Below are 16,708 nucleotides of genomic sequence, written 5' to 3'. Positions count from 1 at the left end.
TCAGCCTCGCCATGAGCACAAATAGTTGGTTGCGGGGGCCAGATTTGAACTGACGACCTTCGGGTTATGAGCCCGACGAGCTACCGAGCTGCTCCACCCCGCGTCCGAATTGTACTGCCTTTATCACTGCAAACTACCGAGCAGAAGTAGTGTGCTGTCTTTATGTTCACCGCTTGGCATCAGCCTCGCCATGAGCACAAATAGTTGGTTGCGGGGGCCAGATTTGAACTGACGACCTTCGGGTTATGAGCCCGACGAGCTACCGAGCTGCTCCACCCCGCGTCCGAATTGTACTGCCTTTATCACTGCAAACTACCGAGCAGAAGTAGTGTGCTGTCTTTACGTTCACCGCTTTGCATCAGCCTCGCCATGAGCACAAATAGTTGGTTGCGGGGGCCAGATTTGAACTGACGACCTTCGGGTTATGAGCCCGACGAGCTACCGAGCTGCTCCACCCCGCGTCCGTATTTTTCCGAAGTGGCCGAGCAGTAGCCAGTTCGAATTTTCTTTATCTTCAATGCCTTAATCAGCGTTGTCGACTCGGAAACTCAGATGGTTGCGGGGGCCGGATTTGAACCGACGACCTTCGGGTTATGAGCCCGACGAGCTACCGAGCTGCTCCACCCCGCGTCTGAGGTCGCCAATAATAGGCGCCAGCGCTCAGATTGCAAGTAAATATCCTAAAAAAACTTCATTCGTAGGTTAAAGCGGCACAAATTGAAGGAATTTGCAACAGGGCGCTGTTTTTTCAGACAAGCAGGTTTGGGGCCAGCTTGGCGCACTACACTGAATTGGATTGTCACTCCTCGTTTTGGGTAGGTTTATCATGCGCATATCCGCCGGTCATTGCCGTCAATTGGGGGCCACACCCGAGCACGACGGCGTCAACTTTGCCATCTGGGCCCGCCTGGCCAGTCGGGTCGAACTGCTGCTGTTCGCCAGTGCCGACGATACCACCCCTGAGGTGATCCCTTTGTCACCCCGTCTCAACCGCACCGCTTACTACTGGCACATCCATATAGAAGGCCTGCCACTGGGTCAGCGCTACGCCTATCGCATTCAGGGCCCCTGGCGTCCCTACTACGGCACCCGCTTCGATGCGGACAAGGTGCTGCTGGACCCCTATGGTCGCAGCATTGAGCTGGGGCCGACTTACGATCGCTGGGCCGCGGCCCGCCCCGGCAGCAATCTGGCTGTGTGTGCCAAGAACCGGGTGGTGGATACCCGCGACTACGACTGGGAAGGGGACAAGCTGCCCGCCCACTCCCTCTCCCGCTCGGTGATCTACGAGCTGCATCTGGGGGGATTTACCAAGTCGCCGAGCTCAGGGGTGGATCCCGCCCTGCGCGGCACCTATCTTGGCCTCATCGACAAGATCCCCTACCTGCAATCCCTCGGCGTCACCGCCGTCGAGCTGCTGCCGGTGTTCCAGTTCGATCCCCAGGATGCCCCCAAGGGGCTCTCCAACTACTGGGGTTACAGCCCCATGTCGTTTTTTGCCCCCCACGCCCAATATGCCAGCGGCCCCGATCCGCTCACCGAGTTTCGCGACATGGTCAAGGCGCTGCACAGGGCCAATATCGAGGTGATCCTGGACGTGGTTTACAACCACACGGCCGAGGGGGGCGATGATGGCCCCACCTTCTCGTTTCGCGGCATAGACAACGAGGCCTACTACATACTCGACAGCAACCAGAAGGACACCAACTACTCGGGCTGCGGCAACACCTTCAACGGCGCCCATCCTGTGGTGCTGCGCATGATCATGGACAGCCTCCACTTCTGGCGCCAGGAGATGCACGTGGACGGCTTTCGATTCGATCTGGCCGCCATCTTGTCGCGGGACGAGTCCGGCATGCCCCAGGCCAATGCACCGACCCTGCGCACCATAGACACGGATCCTCGCATCGCCGACATCAAGCTCATCGCCGAGGCCTGGGATGCCGGGGGCCTCTATCAGGTGGGCAGCCTGGCCGGCGCGCGCTGGCGTGAATGGAACGGCCAGTTCAGGGACGATGTGCGCCACTTCCTGCGCGGGGATGACAACGCAGTCGCCACCTTCGTGGAACGACTGTGCGGCAGCCCGGACATCTACCACTATCACCACGCCGATCCGGAGAAGAGCATCAACTTCGTCACCTGCCACGACGGCTTCACCCTGTGGGACTGGGCCAGCCATGATCACAAGCACAACGAGGCCAACGGTGAAGAGAACCGGGACGGCTGCGATCACAACTTCAGCTGGAACCATGGCCAGGAGGGGCCGACCGAGGATCCCCAGATCAATGCCCTGCGGGTGCGTCAGGCCAAGAACATGATGGTGGCGACCCTGCTGTCGGTGGGATCTCCCATGCTGCTGATGGGGGACGAGGTGCTGCGCACCCAGCACGGCAACAACAACGGCTACTGCCAGGACAACGAGACCTGCTGGATGAACTGGCAACCCAGCGTCATGGGACAGGAGATGTTCCGCTTCATGAAGGAGCTGATCCAGTATCGCAAGCACCTGTTCCAGCGACCCGAGCAGGAGAGCATGCCGCTGTCGCTGACCGAGATCCTGCGTCACAGCGAGATCTGCTGGCACGGGGTCAATGCCGCCCAGCCGGACTTCAGCCCCCACTCCCACGCCATCGCCATGTCGGCGCTCTCCAGCGAAACCAAGCTGGCGCTCTATGTGCTGTTCAACGCCTACTGGGAGCCGCTCACCTTCAACCTGCCGAGCCCGCCCAAGGGGGTCGGTGGCTACTGGCGCCGGATCCTGGATACCGCCCTGCCCTCACCCCATGACATCTGCACCTTCGGCATGCCGCTGGAGGGGTTGACCCGGGAATACCTGGCCCAGCCACGCAGCAGCTGCCTCTTTATCTGCGGGGCCGACGACTTCTACTAGGCCCGGGTTGCGGCCAGCAAAAAGCCCCCCTGAACGACTCAGGGGGGCTTTTTTCATTCATGCATGCGAGGTGCGATCAGGCCAGCTGGTGCAGCACGCTGGTCGCCGCTATCTGGGCGATGATGAGGCCGCACAGGGCGGTGGAGACCACCACGGGCGCCGTCTCCCGCTGTTGATAGATGGGGCTGAACCAGAGCAGCAGGGCCGCAATCAGCAAGCTGGCCTGGGTCAGCACGCCGGGGATCAGGGCATCCAGCTCAGCGCCACTGCCCTGCCAGCCCACCAGCACCGCCAGCCAGAGCAGGCTCAGGATGGCAGCCACCAGCCCGGCCACCGGCAGCAACAGGTTGAAGGCCTGCAGGCGGTGACGCGCCCGCAGCAGCATCAGGTGCGCGAAGGCCGCCCCCAGCAAGGTCATCTGCAGCAGGCCGCTCAGCCAGCCCTGGATTTGCAGCAAGCCGACGCCATAGACCAGCAGCGGCATGGCCGGCAGCCAGAGCAGGGTGGACGGGATGGCTCGCTTGCCCTCCAGCCGGGACTGGGCCAGCGACAGCACTATCCCCAGGATCAGGGCGGCCCCCCCGCTCCAGATCAACCAGCTCGCCACCCTGGCCTCCACCGCCAGCATCAGGGAGAGGCCGGTGATCACCCAGATGGAGAAGAGCTGGGCCGTGATCCGCGAGCGCTGGCCCGGGCAGATGTCACCGCGCCACAATACCAGGCCGAGGGCGATGAGCGCCCCCAGCGCCATCAATCCGGTCAGGGGAAAGAGCCAAAAAGGGAGTTGGACGAACATGACGCCTCCAGCAGCAAGGATTCGGGATGCGCCTGTGGGGCGCCAAGAAGGGGCCGAGTATACCCAAACCGACTCCCAACCCCAATCCCTGCCACCAGCGAAGGAGTGGGTGGCCGGCGCCCCGTCAGCCTGCCGGGGCAACAGGGCGATTCCCCTGGCCTGCATTCTCCTGCGCCAGGGTGCAGACGGGCGGATCAGCCCTGACCGCGCGCCAGCGCCACCACCTTGGCAAACATCTGGCGGATCACAGGCGGAATGTGCTCGCCGCCGAGGCGCTCCGCCTCTTCCACCACCGCCAGTGCCATGCCCGGCTTGCTGCGGTGATGAATCGCCTTGTTGATGATGCGCCCGGCATTGAGGGTCGAGCGGCCACCGACGCCGGCCTCGCGCCTGAACACCGCCTCGAAGCCGTTGTGATAGAGGTAGTGCTCTATGTCCGCCGCCGGCAGCTGGGTCAACCGATCCCGCTCCCGCTCCCCCTTGAGCAGCGCCCGGGCCGAGGTGGCGTATTTGATCCCCGCCTCGTCGCCATCGGTGAGCAGATGCCACTCTATGCCAAAGTCGCGCGCCACCTTGATGAGGGGCGACTGGCCGCACTGGGCGAACTCTATGATACGCACCCCTTCCGCCCGCAGGCTGTAACCGCAGATCTGGGCCAGCTCGGAGAGCAGCCAGATCTCCGTCTCCCCCTCCACCAGCAACCAGCAGCGGGCAAACATCGACATGGGGCGGTTGATGCGCACGTGGAAGGCAATCTTGCGCAGATCATCGCTGCTGTAACGTTCGCCACCGAGCTGATGGCAGACGATGTCCTGCTGGCGGCGCACCAGACGGCGCACCTGATTCAGGGGCAGGGAGGAGAGCAAGTCTCCCGAGTTGGTGGTGAGCAATTTCTGGCCAGGCAATTGTTCGAGCAGGCCCCAGGCCAGGGCCAGCATGGTGGGGTGCAGGCGACTCTCGGGATCTTCCAGGATCATGATGGGGCGCGCGCCCTGCTCCAGCTCGCGGTTGCCACGGGCGTTGAGCAGGGTGGCCGCCATGCCCGCCATCGCCAGCTGCAGCGCCCGGTTGTCGGCATTGCGCAGCAGCGCCTGCAGATTGCCGGGGTTGCGCAGCGTCATGGGGCGATTGACTATGTCCCGCTGGCTGCGGGGCTTGTTCTTGATGGGGGCCAGGGCATTGAAGTAGTGATCCATCAGCTGGCGCACCGCCTGCAATGCCTCTTTGAGCTCGGGCTCGCCGATGCGCTGGGGCTCGTCGATCAGCTTGTTGGCCAGCTGACTCAGCCGGTTCTGCGACAGATCGCTCCACTTAAGCACCTCCACCCCGCTGCGGGCGGTGCGGGCATCCCGCAGCCGGAATACCGGGTTCATGGTGATCAGCAGGCAGACCAGTTCATGGGCATTGTCGATGGGCAGGCTCTTGCCGATGCCGTCGAGAAAGTCATGGGTGGTGGTCACGGAGCCGTCGGCCTCCAGCTCGGCGCTGGCGCGATAGTGGATGCGGTGGAATTTGTCTTTGTGCTTGACCCAGGAGGCGCCCAGCCGGGCAAGACGATGGGAGTGCAGGCACATCTGGGGTCTGTGCTCACTGAAGGTGAGCACCAGTTGCAAGTTGCGGGCGGGGGCGAGTTCGGGGTCTTCCGGCTGGTGAAAATCGTCGGCCTCGAACTGATAGGGTTCGGCATCCTGCCCCAGCAGGCACCAGAGGGCGCGCAGCAGACTGGACTTGCCCCAGGCGTTCTCACCGATGAGAACCGTGGTGTTATCCAGCCCGAGCGAGAGGCGATTTATCCCGCGAAAACCTTTGACTTCAATGCGTTCCAGAAACATGCGGCCATATCCAGTCCATCCTGATGGCGCAATAGTGGCAAAGTTGCCGGAAAAATCCTATCGGGTCGTGTCGATTTTCAGCGGGAACTGTGAGGCACTACGGGTTCGGGAGGGGTGGGAATACAGGTGCGATCTTGGGGGGCATTCCAGTGGCTGAACCACAGGTGGCGGGTACGGGTCTGACGTTTGCGATAATTCAATGGGCATTCCTTTCAATGGGTAAGTGGTAGATGGTACACCTGTTTTACCCAGAGTCTCAGCGTTATCTGTGACGATAGGATGACAATTGCGCGCGCCACTGGCCCGGCGTGAGGCCAAATGCCTCGCGAAAACGGTTGCCAAAGTGGGCCTGGGAAGAGAAGCCGCACAAGATGGCGATGCTGGCCAGGGGCTCGGGGCCCGCCAGCAGCTGCTTGGCCCGTTTGAGGCGCAGCCCCTGCAGATAGCGATGGGGCGGACACCCCAGACTCTGGCCGAACATGCGGGCGAAGTGGTATTCGCTCAGACCCGCCTCCTGCGCCAGCTGGGCCAGGGTGACGGGCTCGGCCAGATGGGCCAGCAGGTACTCCTGCACCCGCCGGATCACCCCGGGTGCCAGGCCGCCACGCACCTCGGGCAGGCTCGGCGCCTCCCGGGTGTGGTGGCGGTAGGCGTGCAGCATCAGCATCCAGGCACCGTGGGAGAGCGCCATGCGATCGACGCCGTGCTGCCACTCCAGCTTCATCAGCTGGGCCTGCACCAGTGCCGCCGCCTGCGGGTCGTCGATGAAGGTCTTGTCTTCCAGCAGCAGATGGCGCCCCTCCTTGTCGCAGACCTGCTCGGCGATGCGGGTGAGGTGGGCTGGCGTGAAGTAGAGGTGGAAGAAGCGGAACTCTTCGCGCACCAGCCACTCGGATCTGTGGTGATCCGGCATGATGCACACCTTGCCGGTGCCGCCATGACCGCCGGGGCCATCGAGGCGCTCGGTCTGCTCGCCCCCCTGCAGATAGACGCTCAGGGTATGGTGGCCCGGCTTGTGGTAGCGGGTCTGATCGTAGCGGTTGCGCCAGCTGGCCACCCCAAGGCCGGGCTCCAGCCAGCAGGAGTCTTCCAGTCGCGCCCCCGTGCTGACCAGTGCATCGAATACCCCTGCCCCTCTCATCTGCTGCACCCTTTATGCCCCGCCCTTCATGCCTAGTGACCATCTTACCGCGCCGCTGGACCAAACGCTGCGGCCCTGCGGAAAAAACCGCAAGATGGTGCAAGCCAGTCGCCCCGGCCCGCGCCATGCTGATCCTCATGCCCTCTTCACACCACAGGATCTCTCATGAACCTACTGCTCTACCTTGCCACCGTCCTTATCTGGGGTAGCACCTGGATCGCCATCGCCTGGCAGCTCGGCCCCATTCCCATCGAGGTCTCAGTGCTCTATCGCTTCCTGCTGGCGGCGCTGGCGCTGTTTGCCCTGCTCACCGTCAGCGGACGTTTCCCGCGTCTGCCCTGGGCGGGTCAGCGCTACGCGGCCCTGCTCGGCGCCCTGCTCTTTTCCACCAACTTCCTCTGCTTCTATCACGCCACCCTCTATATCCCGAGTGGCCTGTCGGCGGTGATCTTCGCCAGTGCCAGCATCTTCAACGGTCTCAATCTCTGGCTGTTCGAGGGCAAACGCCCCAACCTGCGCTGGCTGCAAGGATCCTTGCTGGGGCTGCTTGGCACCCTGTTGCTGTTCTGGCCCGTGCTGGCGGATGCGCAACTGGGTGCAAACGGCTGGAAGGGGTTGCTGCTGGCCTGTGGCGGAACCCTTTGCTTCTCGCTGGGCAACCTGGTCTCGGCCCGCGGCCAGCGCCACGGCTACCACGTGCTGCAACTGGTGCCCTGGGGCATGGTGTACGGGGTCGTGCTGTTGCTGGGCTGGGTCACCCTGCTCGGCCAGTCCCTGACCATACCGACCGACGGTCACTATCTGGCGGCCATGGTCTATCTCGCCCTGTTCGGCTCTGTCATCGCCTTCACCGCCTACCTCACGCTGGTGGGCCGGATTGGTGCCAGCAAGGCCTCCTACGCCACAGTGCTGTTTCCCCTGGTGGCCCTCAGCCTCTCCACCCTGTATGAGGGATTCGTCTGGCAGACTGTCTCTGTGGTGGGGGTGGTGATCAGCCTGCTCGGCAACCTGGTGATCTTCGCCCCGCCCGTGCGGGAGTGGCGCTGGCGGCCAGCCAAGGCAGCGAACGACACTTGCTCCTGAGGCCGTCAGCCCCTAAGGTAGCGCCATTCGATCTGCGTGATGGCAACACTAGGGGGCAGGATGTTACTGGAAGGACTGGAGACACTCAGTCTGCTGGCAAGCGAGGGCACCATGGCCAAGGTGGCCAGTCGCCTCTACATCAGCCAGTCGGCGGTGAGCAAGCGCATTGCCCAGCTGGAGCAGCGCCTCGGCAAGAAGCTGATAGAGCCGGATGGCCGCCAGATCCGGCTCACCCCGCAGGCACAGGAGTTGCTCGACCGGGTGGCCCCGAGCCTCGCCGAGATGAAGGGGGTGCTGGCCGACAGCCAGACCCTCACCGATCTGACTCCCCTGCCCGTCGCCTGCTCCGAAACCCTGCTGGCGGGCTATCTCGCCCGCTTCATGCACGACTACCTCGGCCGCGATCCTCATATTGCCCTCTCCACCCATCACACCCCGGTGATCCTGGCGCGGGTGCGCAGTGGCGACGCCCTGCTCGGCATCTGTGCCGGACGCCTGCCTCCCGGCCATGGCCTGGGAGCCGAGCTGTTGCTGGAGGAGCCCTTCTATCTGGTGGGAAACGATCAGGATGAGGGGCTGCCGGCAGATCAGCGGCCGTTCGAGCAGGGGCACAGGCGCAAGATCCTGACCATGGATCTGGATAACCCGTCCAACCGCTACCTGCGTGAACCCCTGGCGCAATTGGGCATGGTGCCCGCCATGGAACTGGACTCCTATCTGGCATTGATCGAACTGGCCAAGGCGGGCATAGGGCCGGTGTTGCTGCCGGCCGGCCTGCTGGCGCTGGTGGGGGAACAGGGAGAGAAGGCGCGTCCCTTGCCCGGGCTCGCCCGCCCGCTGCACCTGGTCTACCGGCCAAACAGCCTCAAGCGCGCACGGATTGCCCATCTGGTGCAGGCCCTGCAGGCCCATTTCCGCCCGCTGACCGTGTGAGCGCCACCAAGCAACAGGGCCCGATCCAGCGGATCGGGCCCTGTTGGCTGACTCATGCCACGAAGCGGCCGTTACACCAGCCAGGCAAACAGCTCGGGATACTGGCTCCACACCAGCTTTGCCGACATAAGCAGGGAGACGGTCACCAGCAGCGGCTTGATGAGCTTGACCCCTTTCTTCAACACCAGCTTGGAGCCGACACGGGCGCCGATAAACTGGCCCAGCGCCATGCAGAAACCGACGCTCCACACCACCTTGCCACCGAGGGCGAAGAACAGCAGGGAGGCGATGTTGGAGGTCAGGTTGAGCAACTTGGTGTGGGCCGTGGCCCGCGCCATGCCAAAGCCCGCCAGGGCCACGAAGCCGATGGCAAAGAACGACCCCGTGCCCGGCCCGAAGAAACCGTCATAAAAACCCACCCCGCCGCCCACCAGCAGCGCGAACAGCATGGGGGTGAGGCGGCGCTGGCTCTCGGCATCGCTCACCCGGGGGGAGAAGAAGAAGTAGCAGGCAAAGGCCATCAGCAGGAAGGGCAGCAGCCGCTCCAGGATGGCGGCGTCTATGGTCTGCACCGCCAGGGTGCCGATGGCCGCGCCGATGAAGGTGCAGATCACCGCAGGCCAGATCATGGCCCACTCCAGCAGCCCCTTGCGGGCATAGAACCAGGTGGCGGAGAAGGAGCCGAAACTGCTCTGCAGCTTGTTGGTGCCGAGCACCAGGGCCGGCGGCATGCCGGTGGCCAGCAGGGCCGGCACCGTCAGGAGGCCGCCGCCGCCGGCGATGGCGTCGATAAAGCCGGCGATGAGCGCCACCCCGAAGAGGGCGACAAGCGTGTACAGTTCCAATTCCATCCATAGACCTCGTGTGATTGTGGTGCCCGCCGCCCCTGCGCCGGGAACCTGAATGAGTCAAGCTGGTCGCTATCCTAGCGGGCTCTCGCTCATGAGGCTAACGAAACGATGGCAGCCAATTGATTCCTGATTTTCATCAGTCTTGTTGGTCTCTCCTCGTCAGTTCCTTTCCCCCATTAGGCGGCGCTATCGGCCAACGCCTCAGCGAGTATGTCTTCCTTTATCGCCGCCAGCGCCTGTTGCAGTTGCACTTCATCCTCACCGGGCGCCCGGCTTACCCGACCGGCCATATAGCGGCGGCTGAACAGATTGAACCAGAGCTGCAACGCCTGGCCTGCCTGCAGCTCACCCGCCACCTCCAGCACGCAGGCCGCCACTTCGGCGGTGCAGAGGTGCTCGTCGCAGTTGGCGACCCGCATGCCATAGGTGGAGAGCGCATCCGGCTTGACCGCCAGCACGGGGAAACCATCCAGATAAGGGCTCATGTTGAACATCTTGCGCGCCTCGGGCCAGGTGCCGTCCAGCAGGATGAAGAGCGGCTTCTTGCCGGGGGCGAGCGCGACCCGTTCGGTCACCCGCGCCGGGTTTTTCTCGCAGGCGGGAAAGACCACATAGGGTTGCCAGGCAGGATCCGCCAGCAGTGCCAACAACTCGGGGTGGGGCTGGGTGCGCTTCCAGAGGAAGGCCCAGGTGGTATCCGGCAGGACGTCGGCGATCAGGCGACCCGTGTTGGAGGGTTTCATGGGCTCGCTGTCATACATCAGCAGGCAGAAGCCGGCCTCGGCCTTGAGCTCGGGGCGCCATTCGCAGGCGCACCAGTCGCGGCGCAGCTGGCACGCCTCGCAGCGCGGCACTGTGCCACCACGGGCGAGAAAAGGACGGGTGGAGATGCTCTTGCGCCATACGCGCAGGCGATTGACGGCGTGATCTGGGATTGGCTTCATGGGGCGCGGCTCTGGCAGTGCACGTTGCGGGAAAAAAGGGGGGCAGATTGTAACGAGCCGTCCGCCGCGCAGCAAGGCCCCCCATCCGGGGCAAGCCGGGGCACCACGCCTCTCTATACTTGGTCGTCAACCCATGCACCCACGCATGGGACACAGGAGGACGATGATGGCAGAACAAGACATTGCCCGCGAGCACGCCCTGGCCGAAGGCACTACCTTCACCTGGCACGAGCTCTATCTCCCCGACGCCGAGGCCGGGATCCGTTTCTACACTGAGGTGCTCGGCTGGGAGAGCCAGACCATGGCGATGGAAGGCGGCAACTACCCCATGCTGGTTGCCAATGGCAGGCCAATCGCCGGCGTGCAGGCCACCCGGGGCAATCCCGAGATGGCCGGCGTACCGCCCCACTGGGCAACCTATATCGCAGTGGATGACGTGGATGCCAGGGTGCTCAGGGTCAATCAGCACGGTGGCACCCTGGTGGTGCCCGCCATGAATATCCCGGGGGTCGGGCGCATGGCCCTGATTGCAGATCCACAAGGGGCGCACATCTGGCTGTTCACCCCTGAATCCATGTGACATCGCCAACCACAACAACGACAGAGGGGCCCGCGGGCCCCTCTGTCGTTTTCGGCAAACCGTCAGGCAGGCTTGCGCAGGATCTGCTCGAGGTAGCGGGCGAAGCTGTGACCGTGATGCTCCAGCAGTTTCGGGAACATGGAGATGGAGGTCATGCCGGGGAAGGTATTGATCTCGTTCAGCAGGATCTCGCCCTCTTCGGTCAGGAAGAAGTCGATGCGCGACAGGTGGGTCAGTTTCAGCTGACGGAACGCCTTGAGGGCATACTCGTGGATCGCATCGGCCTGCGCCTGGGTCAGGCCTTCGGCCTTGAGGCTGGTCGCCGTGTGGCTGGCGCTGCTGTACTTCTCTTCATAGGTGTAGAACTTGTCCTGCGGCACGCAGATCTCGCCAGGATAGGTGGCAATCAGCTCGTCACCGTACTGGTAGACAGCCACTTCCAGCTCGCGGGGCTTGACCGCTTTTTCGATCAACACCTGCTCGGAGTAACCGAAGGCATCCTTGATGCCCTGCACCAGGTCGGCTTCGTTGTTGGCGGAGTAGCAGCCCACGGAGGAGCCCTGGGAGGCGGCCTTGATGAAGACCTTGCCCCACTTGGCCAGGGCGGCTTTTGCCTCGGTCAGGGCGGCGTCGTTCTGTTCGGTCAGGAACAGATAGGGGGTGTTGGGAATGCCGATGGCGGAGAGCCACAGCTTGGTGCTGATCTTGTTGAAGCAGATCTTGCTGGCCTCGGCATCGCAGCCGAGATAAGGCAGGCCCGCCAGCTCGAGGAAGGATTGCAGATCGCCGGTCTCACCCGGGTAGCCGTGGATGCAGGGCACCACGTAGTCCACCGGACGGGCCACGCTGTCAAACGAGAGCAGCTTGTCCAGCCCCAGCTTGCACTCGCGGCCGTCGGCAGAGAGCCAGCGATCGGCGAACATCTCGACCCGGGTCACCTCGACGCCAGGCAGGAAACCGAGTTGTTGCTCGAGGAAATTGGCGCTGCGCAAAGAGACTTCGTGTTCTGAGCCACCGCCGCCGCACAGCAGCAAGACATGCATGTTCTTCATTAGATGTGATCCCTTGGGAAAAGCGGCCTCGTCATGACCATCTGATAATCCAACCGTACTGAAAAACCGGACGAAGCCAAGTGCGGGCCAGTGTAGCAAGGGAAATCAAGCCTTGTCAGCCGATGGGAGCCCCATCCGCCGACAACAGCCTGAAAAATTCCTGCCTGTGTCAAAAATTGGACGAAAAGGCGTCAGCGGGGCGGATCCAGGCGTCCCACGCCGTTGCCATTGACCCGAAACCAGCCGGCTATGCTGTAACGCTCCCGATTGGCGGGCAGCACCTCGTGGGGAAACTCCTCCGACAGGAACAATACCAGCCGCCCCCCCTTGGGAGAGACATCCATCAGCAGCTGCTCGTCGTTGTCGTAGACCCTGAGCACACCGCCCGCCTCCGGTTGCCAGTCGTTGTTGAGATAGAAGACAGAGGTGAGACGGCGGTTGGAGCGACCGGCGAAGGCATCGCGGTGGGTGGCATAGAAGTCCCCGCTGCGATAGCGGGCAAAGTGGGCCTCGTAATCGAACAGCCCCAGCATCAGCAGGCGGTTGGCGGCGAGGCGCAGGGATTCCATGCAGGCCAGATAGGCTGCCACAGGCGCGCCAAGATCGGGCTCCAGCCAGTGGATCTGATCACGGCGAATGTCGGGGTTGCCCTGATGCAGCGCGGCGCGTCCGATCCCGGCCGGTTGCCACTCCCCTGGCAGGCAGGCTTTCAGCTCATCCACCTCGGCGGCGGTTAAAAAATCATCCACTATCACCCATCCCCGGGTGTAAATGGCATCCATGACGGCTTGATAGTCCAAGAGTGACTCACAATAAGTGGAGAGAGGGCGCTTTTTAGCGACTTCCCGGCCTGGGCACAAACCAGATTGCTTCTCCTGAGAAGTCCCACCATCAATACGCTATTCCGCCACAGAAGGCGCCCTTTATCGTACCGGCCTGGTCACCCTGTGATCCGGCTCCCCAAAAGGTGGGGCATGTCGCACGAGAGCCATGGCGCAAACGGGGCACCTGCCCCTTGCCCTCGACGCCCTGGCCCGTTAACGTGCATGATAACCGCCCTGAATGGGCCCCATCCTCCCAGGAGTGCACCATGCCTTTGCCCGACTTCACCCTGCAACACCTCGATGGTTCCGAACTCTCGCTCACCGCCCTGCAAGGCCAGGTCATCCTGGTGGTCAACGTGGCCAGCCGCTGCGGTTTTACCCCCCAATACACGGGGCTGGAGGCGCTCTACCAGCAGCTGGGACCCAAAGGGCTGGTGATCCTCGGCTTTCCCTGCGATCAATTTGGCCATCAGGAGCCGGGAGATGCGGACGAGATAGCCCGCTTCTGCTCGCTGGATTACCCGGTGAGCTTCCCCATCATGGCCAAGTGCGAGGTCAACGGCGAGCACGCCCACCCCTTCTATCGCTGGCTGAAACAGCAAAAACCCGGGCTGCTGGGGCTGGAAAACGTCAAATGGAACTTCACCAAGTTCCTCATCAACCGTGACGGCGAGGTGGTGGATCGCTTCGCCCCCCAGACCAAGCCAGAGAGCCTGCTGGACGAGATAAGCGCCCTGCTCTGAGCCTCGCCAGGGAACCAGACTCGCCCCCCGGCCCGGGCAAGTGACACGGCTGCTGCGTGCAGGTCGCACATCTGCTATATTACGCCCCCATTATCTTTTCTATGTTGTGGCTGGCTGCCAAGGTGGCCCGCCGCACCTTATGTTGTGACAGAGCAGGCGTCAGCGCATGTCTGTCACGCGTTGAGCCCAAGGCTCACCTCAGGAGTCTCTCTCGAACATGTCATTTAACGAACTGGGTCTGTCACCGCATATTCTGCGGGCCGTCAAGGAATTGGGTTACGAACAGCCAACCCCCATCCAGCAGCAAGCCATTCCGGCCGTGCTGGCAGGTCAGGATGTGCTGGGCGGCGCCCAGACAGGCACAGGCAAAACGGCCGGTTTCACCCTGCCCATGTTGCACCGTCTGCTGGCCAACCATGGCCGTGGTGGCCGTCGTCAGGTACGCGCTCTGGTATTGACCCCGACCCGTGAGCTGGCCGCCCAGGTGGGCGAAAGCATCATCAAATACGCCCATCACCTGCCGTTTCGCACCCTGATCGCCTACGGCGGCGTCAGCATCAAGCCCAATCTGGACGCCATCAAGCTCGGCGTCGACATCCTGGTCGCGACCCCGGGTCGGCTGCTGGATCTGCTGACCCAGCGCGCCCTCACCCTGACCGAGCTGGAGGTGCTGGTGCTGGATGAGGCGGATCGCATGCTGGACATGGGCTTCATCACCGACATTCGCCGCATCATGAAGGCGCTGCCGGAAGAGCGGCAGACCCTGCTGTTCTCTGCCACCTTCTCCAACGAGATCAAGGAGCTGGCCGACGACCTGCTGAAGAGCCCGACCCTGATCGAGGTGAGCCCGAGCAACAGCACGGCCGAGCAGGTCAACCAGCGCATCATCAAGGTCGACCGCGAGCGCAAGCGCGAGCTGCTCTCCCACATGATCGGCCGCAATAACTGGCAACGGGTGCTGGTGTTCGTGCGCACCAAGCAGATCGCCGACCGCCTCGCCCACCAGATGGAAAAAGACGGCCTCAATACCGTCGCCATCCACGGTGACAAGAGCCAGGGTGCCCGCAACCGGGCGCTGGCGGATTTTCGGGAAGGTAAGGTACGGGTGCTGGTCGCCACCGACATCGCCGCCCGTGGTCTCGATATCGATCAACTGCCCCATGTGATCAACTTCGAGCTGCCCCAGGTGGCCGAGGATTATATCCACCGCATCGGCCGTACCGGCCGTGCCGGTCGTGGCGGCGAAGCCATCTCCCTGGTGAGCCAGGATGAACAGGATCAGCTCAAGGCCATCGAGTCCCTGATCGGCCTCAGCATACCGAGCGAGATCCTGGCAGGCTACGAGCCGAGCGGCAAACCGACTCGCCAGACCCTGCCGGGCAGCAAGCCGGTACAAAACCCGCCGCGGGATCGCGGCCATGCCAACGCCAAGCACAATGCCAAGGCGCCCGCCAAGGGCAAAGGCAAGCCGGGAGCCGGCAAGCCCAAAGCCGATGGCAGCAAGCAACCGGCGCCGGCGCGCCAGAAGGATCGCGGTGGCGTGGACGCAGGGCTCACCCCGATGCGCCGCCTGCCCAGGGCCCAGCGCGACAGCTATCAGGACAACTCCAACGAGGAGTAAGGCCAGCCGTGAGCCGCCCGCACTGAAAAACAAAAAACCGCCGAAAGGCGGTTTTTTTATTGGCGGGATAGATCACACCGTTTCGACACCCGCCAGCACCATATGCAGCAGTGGATAGGGTTTGCCCTGGCCATCCAGCAGCGAGCGCCCCGTCACGACGAAGCCCATGCGCTGGTAGAAGCCAAGCGCCTGCGCATTCTGCTCGTTGACGTCCACCTTGGTCGCCCCTTGCTTGGTGATGGCATGGGCCACCAGCTGGCGGCCAACACCGCAGCCTCTTGCCTCGGGTGCGATAAACAGCATCTCGATATTGCCATCGTGTACCCCGCAAAAGCCGACGATGCCAGCGGCCTCATCCCTGCCACAGACCAGGTCGACGGCGACGAAATAGTGCTCCAGGATCAGCGGCTTGAGGGCATCTATCTCAGCCTCTGGCAGAAAGTGGTGAGTGGCGCGCACCGAGGCTTCCCAGAGGGTGATCAGGGTCGGATAATCCCGCGTCTTTGCTTGTTCAATCTTCATGCTCTGACTCTTGTTGAGTGGGGTGGATAGCCCTACCGGAGAGGCTCTGCCGACCCCTGACATCCGCTTGCTTGATGACGAATCCCTTCTCGATGCCGGCCTTGAAACCCAGCTTTTCATACAGGCGGTGGGCGGCTTCGCGCCCTTCCCCCGACAACAGCATCACCTTGTAGCAATTCTGCTGCCAGGCGAGGGCCAGCGCCTGCTCAAGCACTTGCTGGCTCAGCCCCTGGCGCCGAAAGCGGGCCGCCGTGATCACATGCTCTATGATGCCAAAGGGCCGGCCACCATTGGTGAGCGTGGGGATCAGCCCCAGCTGGCAGGTGGCGGCAAGCTGACCCTCCACCTCGGCGACGATCAGCCGCACATGGGATTGGGCCAGCAAGGCGGCAAGAGCCGCCTCGGCTTCAACCAGCGGCGGATCATGGGGCCTCAGCTCCCGATAAAGGGTCAGCAAACCGGCTATGTCTTGTTCATTGCACGCTCTGATCACCACCATGGCACTCCTCCTGATCTGATTGCCGACACGGCTTCCCCCACGAGCCCTAAGCGGGCCTTGGCGCAAACATGATGATGGCCATGCCGAGCAGGGCCACCAGCGAACCCACCAGATCCCACAGCGTGGGCCTGATGCCGTCCACCAGCCAGAGCCAGAGGATGGCCACCAAGATATAGACGCCACCATAAGCGGCATAGACGCGACCGGCGGCGGTAGGATGCAGTGACAACAGCCAGGCAAACAGCACCAGACTCAGGCCCGCGGGCAGCAGCAGCCAGATGCTCCGGCCCTGTGTCAGCCAGAGATAGGGCAGATAACAGCCGACGATTTCGGCCACCGCCGTGATCAGAAACAGTCCGATCGTTTTGAGTTCCACCATGATGCGCCTCTATCCCCC

16 protein-coding genes and 4 tRNA genes are annotated in these 16,708 nt (G+C 63.1%); 6 read left to right on the top strand and 14 right to left on the bottom strand.

Annotation, left to right across the window (positions count from 1 at the left end; translation table 11 throughout):
* Nucleotides 1–26: 26 nt before the first annotated feature.
* The 4 genes from AACW87_RS20055 to AACW87_RS20040 form a co-directional block, all read right to left on the bottom strand.
* A tRNA-Met gene (locus AACW87_RS20055) sits at nucleotides 27–103 on the bottom strand.
* Nucleotides 104–205: 102 nt separating this feature from the next.
* A tRNA-Met gene (locus AACW87_RS20050) sits at nucleotides 206–282 on the bottom strand.
* 102 nt (nucleotides 283–384) lie between these two features.
* Nucleotides 385–461 (bottom strand) — tRNA-Met (locus AACW87_RS20045).
* Between the two features lie 92 nt (nucleotides 462–553).
* Nucleotides 554–630, bottom strand: a tRNA-Met gene (locus AACW87_RS20040).
* A gap of 196 nt (nucleotides 631–826) precedes the next feature.
* Here AACW87_RS20040 and glgX point away from each other — a divergent pair.
* A complete protein-coding gene (gene glgX / locus AACW87_RS20035; RefSeq protein WP_043557776.1) occupies nucleotides 827–2,890 on the top strand; it encodes a glycogen debranching protein GlgX in 2,064 nt (687 codons plus the stop codon).
* A gap of 76 nt (nucleotides 2,891–2,966) precedes the next feature.
* Here the strand turns inward: glgX and AACW87_RS20030 are convergent, their stop codons facing one another.
* The 3 genes from AACW87_RS20030 to AACW87_RS20020 all read right to left on the bottom strand — a co-directional run bounded on the left by AACW87_RS20030 (nucleotide 2,967) and on the right by AACW87_RS20020 (nucleotide 6,659).
* Entirely contained in the window at nucleotides 2,967–3,686 is a 720-nt protein-coding gene (locus AACW87_RS20030) for a hypothetical protein (protein WP_241325949.1), read from the bottom strand.
* 194 nt (nucleotides 3,687–3,880) lie between these two features.
* On the bottom strand, nucleotides 3,881–5,518 hold the full coding sequence (locus AACW87_RS20025) for an ATP-dependent endonuclease (RefSeq protein ID WP_043141992.1): 1,638 nt from the start codon (nucleotides 5,516–5,518) through the stop codon (nucleotides 3,881–3,883).
* A 262-nt stretch (nucleotides 5,519–5,780) separates the two neighbouring features.
* Complete coding sequence (locus AACW87_RS20020) at nucleotides 5,781–6,659, bottom strand: helix-turn-helix domain-containing protein (protein WP_277606828.1); 879 nt, start codon at nucleotides 6,657–6,659, stop codon at nucleotides 5,781–5,783.
* A gap of 165 nt (nucleotides 6,660–6,824) precedes the next feature.
* Here AACW87_RS20020 and AACW87_RS20015 point away from each other — a divergent pair, with 165 nt between their 5' ends.
* Nucleotides 6,825–7,742 carry a DMT family transporter gene (locus AACW87_RS20015; protein WP_098983977.1) on the top strand — a complete coding sequence of 306 codons (918 nt, stop codon included), beginning with the start codon at nucleotides 6,825–6,827 and terminating at the stop codon, nucleotides 7,740–7,742.
* 60 nt (nucleotides 7,743–7,802) lie between these two features.
* Nucleotides 7,803–8,675 (top strand): LysR family transcriptional regulator, encoded by an 873-nt coding sequence (locus AACW87_RS20010; protein ID WP_241325947.1) that lies wholly within the window; start codon nucleotides 7,803–7,805, stop codon nucleotides 8,673–8,675.
* A 71-nt stretch (nucleotides 8,676–8,746) separates the two neighbouring features.
* Here AACW87_RS20010 and AACW87_RS20005 read toward each other — a convergent pair whose 3' ends face one another.
* Together AACW87_RS20005 and AACW87_RS20000 are read right to left on the bottom strand one after the other, a co-directional pair.
* Nucleotides 8,747–9,526: a TSUP family transporter gene (locus tag AACW87_RS20005; protein ID WP_241325946.1), complete on the bottom strand. Its 780-nt coding sequence runs from the start codon at nucleotides 9,524–9,526 to the stop codon at nucleotides 8,747–8,749.
* 176 nt (nucleotides 9,527–9,702) lie between these two features.
* On the bottom strand, nucleotides 9,703–10,470 hold the full coding sequence (locus AACW87_RS20000) for a tRNA-uridine aminocarboxypropyltransferase (protein WP_043142003.1): 768 nt from the start codon (nucleotides 10,468–10,470) through the stop codon (nucleotides 9,703–9,705).
* Nucleotides 10,471–10,636: 166 nt separating this feature from the next.
* On the opposite strand from AACW87_RS20000, the gene AACW87_RS19995 reads away from it, so the two are divergent.
* Nucleotides 10,637–11,050 (top strand): VOC family protein, encoded by a 414-nt coding sequence (locus tag AACW87_RS19995; RefSeq protein WP_241279144.1) that lies wholly within the window; start codon nucleotides 10,637–10,639, stop codon nucleotides 11,048–11,050.
* 62 nt (nucleotides 11,051–11,112) lie between these two features.
* On the opposite strand, the gene AACW87_RS19990 is transcribed toward AACW87_RS19995, so the two are convergent.
* Both AACW87_RS19990 and AACW87_RS19985 read right to left on the bottom strand, forming a co-directional pair.
* A complete protein-coding gene (locus tag AACW87_RS19990; RefSeq protein WP_241325945.1) occupies nucleotides 11,113–12,102 on the bottom strand; it encodes a D-alanine--D-alanine ligase in 990 nt (329 codons plus the stop codon).
* A gap of 191 nt (nucleotides 12,103–12,293) precedes the next feature.
* Nucleotides 12,294–12,902 (bottom strand): 2OG-Fe(II) oxygenase, encoded by a 609-nt coding sequence (locus AACW87_RS19985; RefSeq protein ID WP_241325944.1) that lies wholly within the window; start codon nucleotides 12,900–12,902, stop codon nucleotides 12,294–12,296.
* Between the two features lie 290 nt (nucleotides 12,903–13,192).
* On the opposite strand from AACW87_RS19985, the gene AACW87_RS19980 reads away from it, so the two are divergent.
* Nucleotides 13,193–13,669, top strand: a complete 477-nt coding sequence (locus tag AACW87_RS19980; protein ID WP_241325943.1) for a glutathione peroxidase — start codon at nucleotides 13,193–13,195, stop codon at nucleotides 13,667–13,669.
* Between the two features lie 217 nt (nucleotides 13,670–13,886).
* Nucleotides 13,887–15,290: a DEAD/DEAH box helicase gene (locus AACW87_RS19975; protein WP_043557769.1), complete on the top strand. Its 1,404-nt coding sequence runs from the start codon at nucleotides 13,887–13,889 to the stop codon at nucleotides 15,288–15,290.
* A 72-nt stretch (nucleotides 15,291–15,362) separates the two neighbouring features.
* On the opposite strand, the gene AACW87_RS19970 is transcribed toward AACW87_RS19975, so the two are convergent.
* The 3 genes from AACW87_RS19970 to AACW87_RS19960 are packed head-to-tail and all read right to left on the bottom strand — an operon-like array spanning nucleotide 15,363 to nucleotide 16,690.
* A complete protein-coding gene (locus AACW87_RS19970) occupies nucleotides 15,363–15,812 on the bottom strand; it encodes an acetyltransferase (RefSeq protein WP_241325942.1) in 450 nt (149 codons plus the stop codon).
* Nucleotides 15,802–16,311, bottom strand: coding sequence for a GNAT family N-acetyltransferase (locus AACW87_RS19965; RefSeq protein ID WP_241325941.1), 510 nt, complete (start codon nucleotides 16,309–16,311; stop codon nucleotides 15,802–15,804). Before AACW87_RS19965 ends, AACW87_RS19970 begins: the two co-directional genes overlap by 11 nt.
* 46 nt (nucleotides 16,312–16,357) lie before the next feature.
* A complete protein-coding gene (locus tag AACW87_RS19960; protein ID WP_241325940.1) occupies nucleotides 16,358–16,690 on the bottom strand; it encodes a YnfA family protein in 333 nt (110 codons plus the stop codon).
* Nucleotides 16,691–16,708: the final 18 nt, after the last annotated feature.

It is taken from the genome of Aeromonas sp. MR7 (genome assembly GCF_963899385.1).
In the GTDB taxonomy this organism is placed as follows: domain Bacteria; phylum Pseudomonadota; class Gammaproteobacteria; order Enterobacterales; family Aeromonadaceae; genus Aeromonas; species Aeromonas bestiarum.
The sequence above is the reverse complement of the archived record's forward strand: the minus strand, read 5'-3'. Positions and strand labels throughout refer to the sequence as shown.

Bases quoted from the DNA above. Each gene is read 5' to 3' on its own strand.
- glgX (WP_043557776.1), top strand. From the start codon at position 827: ATGCGCATATCCGCCGGTCATTGCCGTCAATTGGGGGCCACACCCGAG.
- AACW87_RS20030 (WP_241325949.1), bottom strand. From the start codon at position 3,686: ATGTTCGTCCAACTCCCTTTTTGGCTCTTTCCCCTGACCGGATTGATG.
- AACW87_RS20025 (WP_043141992.1), bottom strand. From the start codon at position 5,518: ATGTTTCTGGAACGCATTGAAGTCAAAGGTTTTCGCGGGATAAATCGC.
- AACW87_RS20020 (WP_277606828.1), bottom strand. From the start codon at position 6,659: ATGAGAGGGGCAGGGGTATTCGATGCACTGGTCAGCACGGGGGCGCGA.
- AACW87_RS20015 (WP_098983977.1), top strand. From the start codon at position 6,825: ATGAACCTACTGCTCTACCTTGCCACCGTCCTTATCTGGGGTAGCACC.
- AACW87_RS20010 (WP_241325947.1), top strand. From the start codon at position 7,803: ATGTTACTGGAAGGACTGGAGACACTCAGTCTGCTGGCAAGCGAGGGC.
- AACW87_RS20005 (WP_241325946.1), bottom strand. From the start codon at position 9,526: ATGGAATTGGAACTGTACACGCTTGTCGCCCTCTTCGGGGTGGCGCTC.
- AACW87_RS20000 (WP_043142003.1), bottom strand. From the start codon at position 10,470: ATGAAGCCAATCCCAGATCACGCCGTCAATCGCCTGCGCGTATGGCGC.
- AACW87_RS19995 (WP_241279144.1), top strand. From the start codon at position 10,637: ATGGCAGAACAAGACATTGCCCGCGAGCACGCCCTGGCCGAAGGCACT.
- AACW87_RS19990 (WP_241325945.1), bottom strand. From the start codon at position 12,102: ATGAAGAACATGCATGTCTTGCTGCTGTGCGGCGGCGGTGGCTCAGAA.
- AACW87_RS19980 (WP_241325943.1), top strand. From the start codon at position 13,193: ATGCCTTTGCCCGACTTCACCCTGCAACACCTCGATGGTTCCGAACTC.
- AACW87_RS19975 (WP_043557769.1), top strand. From the start codon at position 13,887: ATGTCATTTAACGAACTGGGTCTGTCACCGCATATTCTGCGGGCCGTC.
- AACW87_RS19970 (WP_241325942.1), bottom strand. From the start codon at position 15,812: ATGAAGATTGAACAAGCAAAGACGCGGGATTATCCGACCCTGATCACC.
- AACW87_RS19965 (WP_241325941.1), bottom strand. From the start codon at position 16,311: ATGGTGGTGATCAGAGCGTGCAATGAACAAGACATAGCCGGTTTGCTG.
- AACW87_RS19960 (WP_241325940.1), bottom strand. From the start codon at position 16,690: ATGGTGGAACTCAAAACGATCGGACTGTTTCTGATCACGGCGGTGGCC.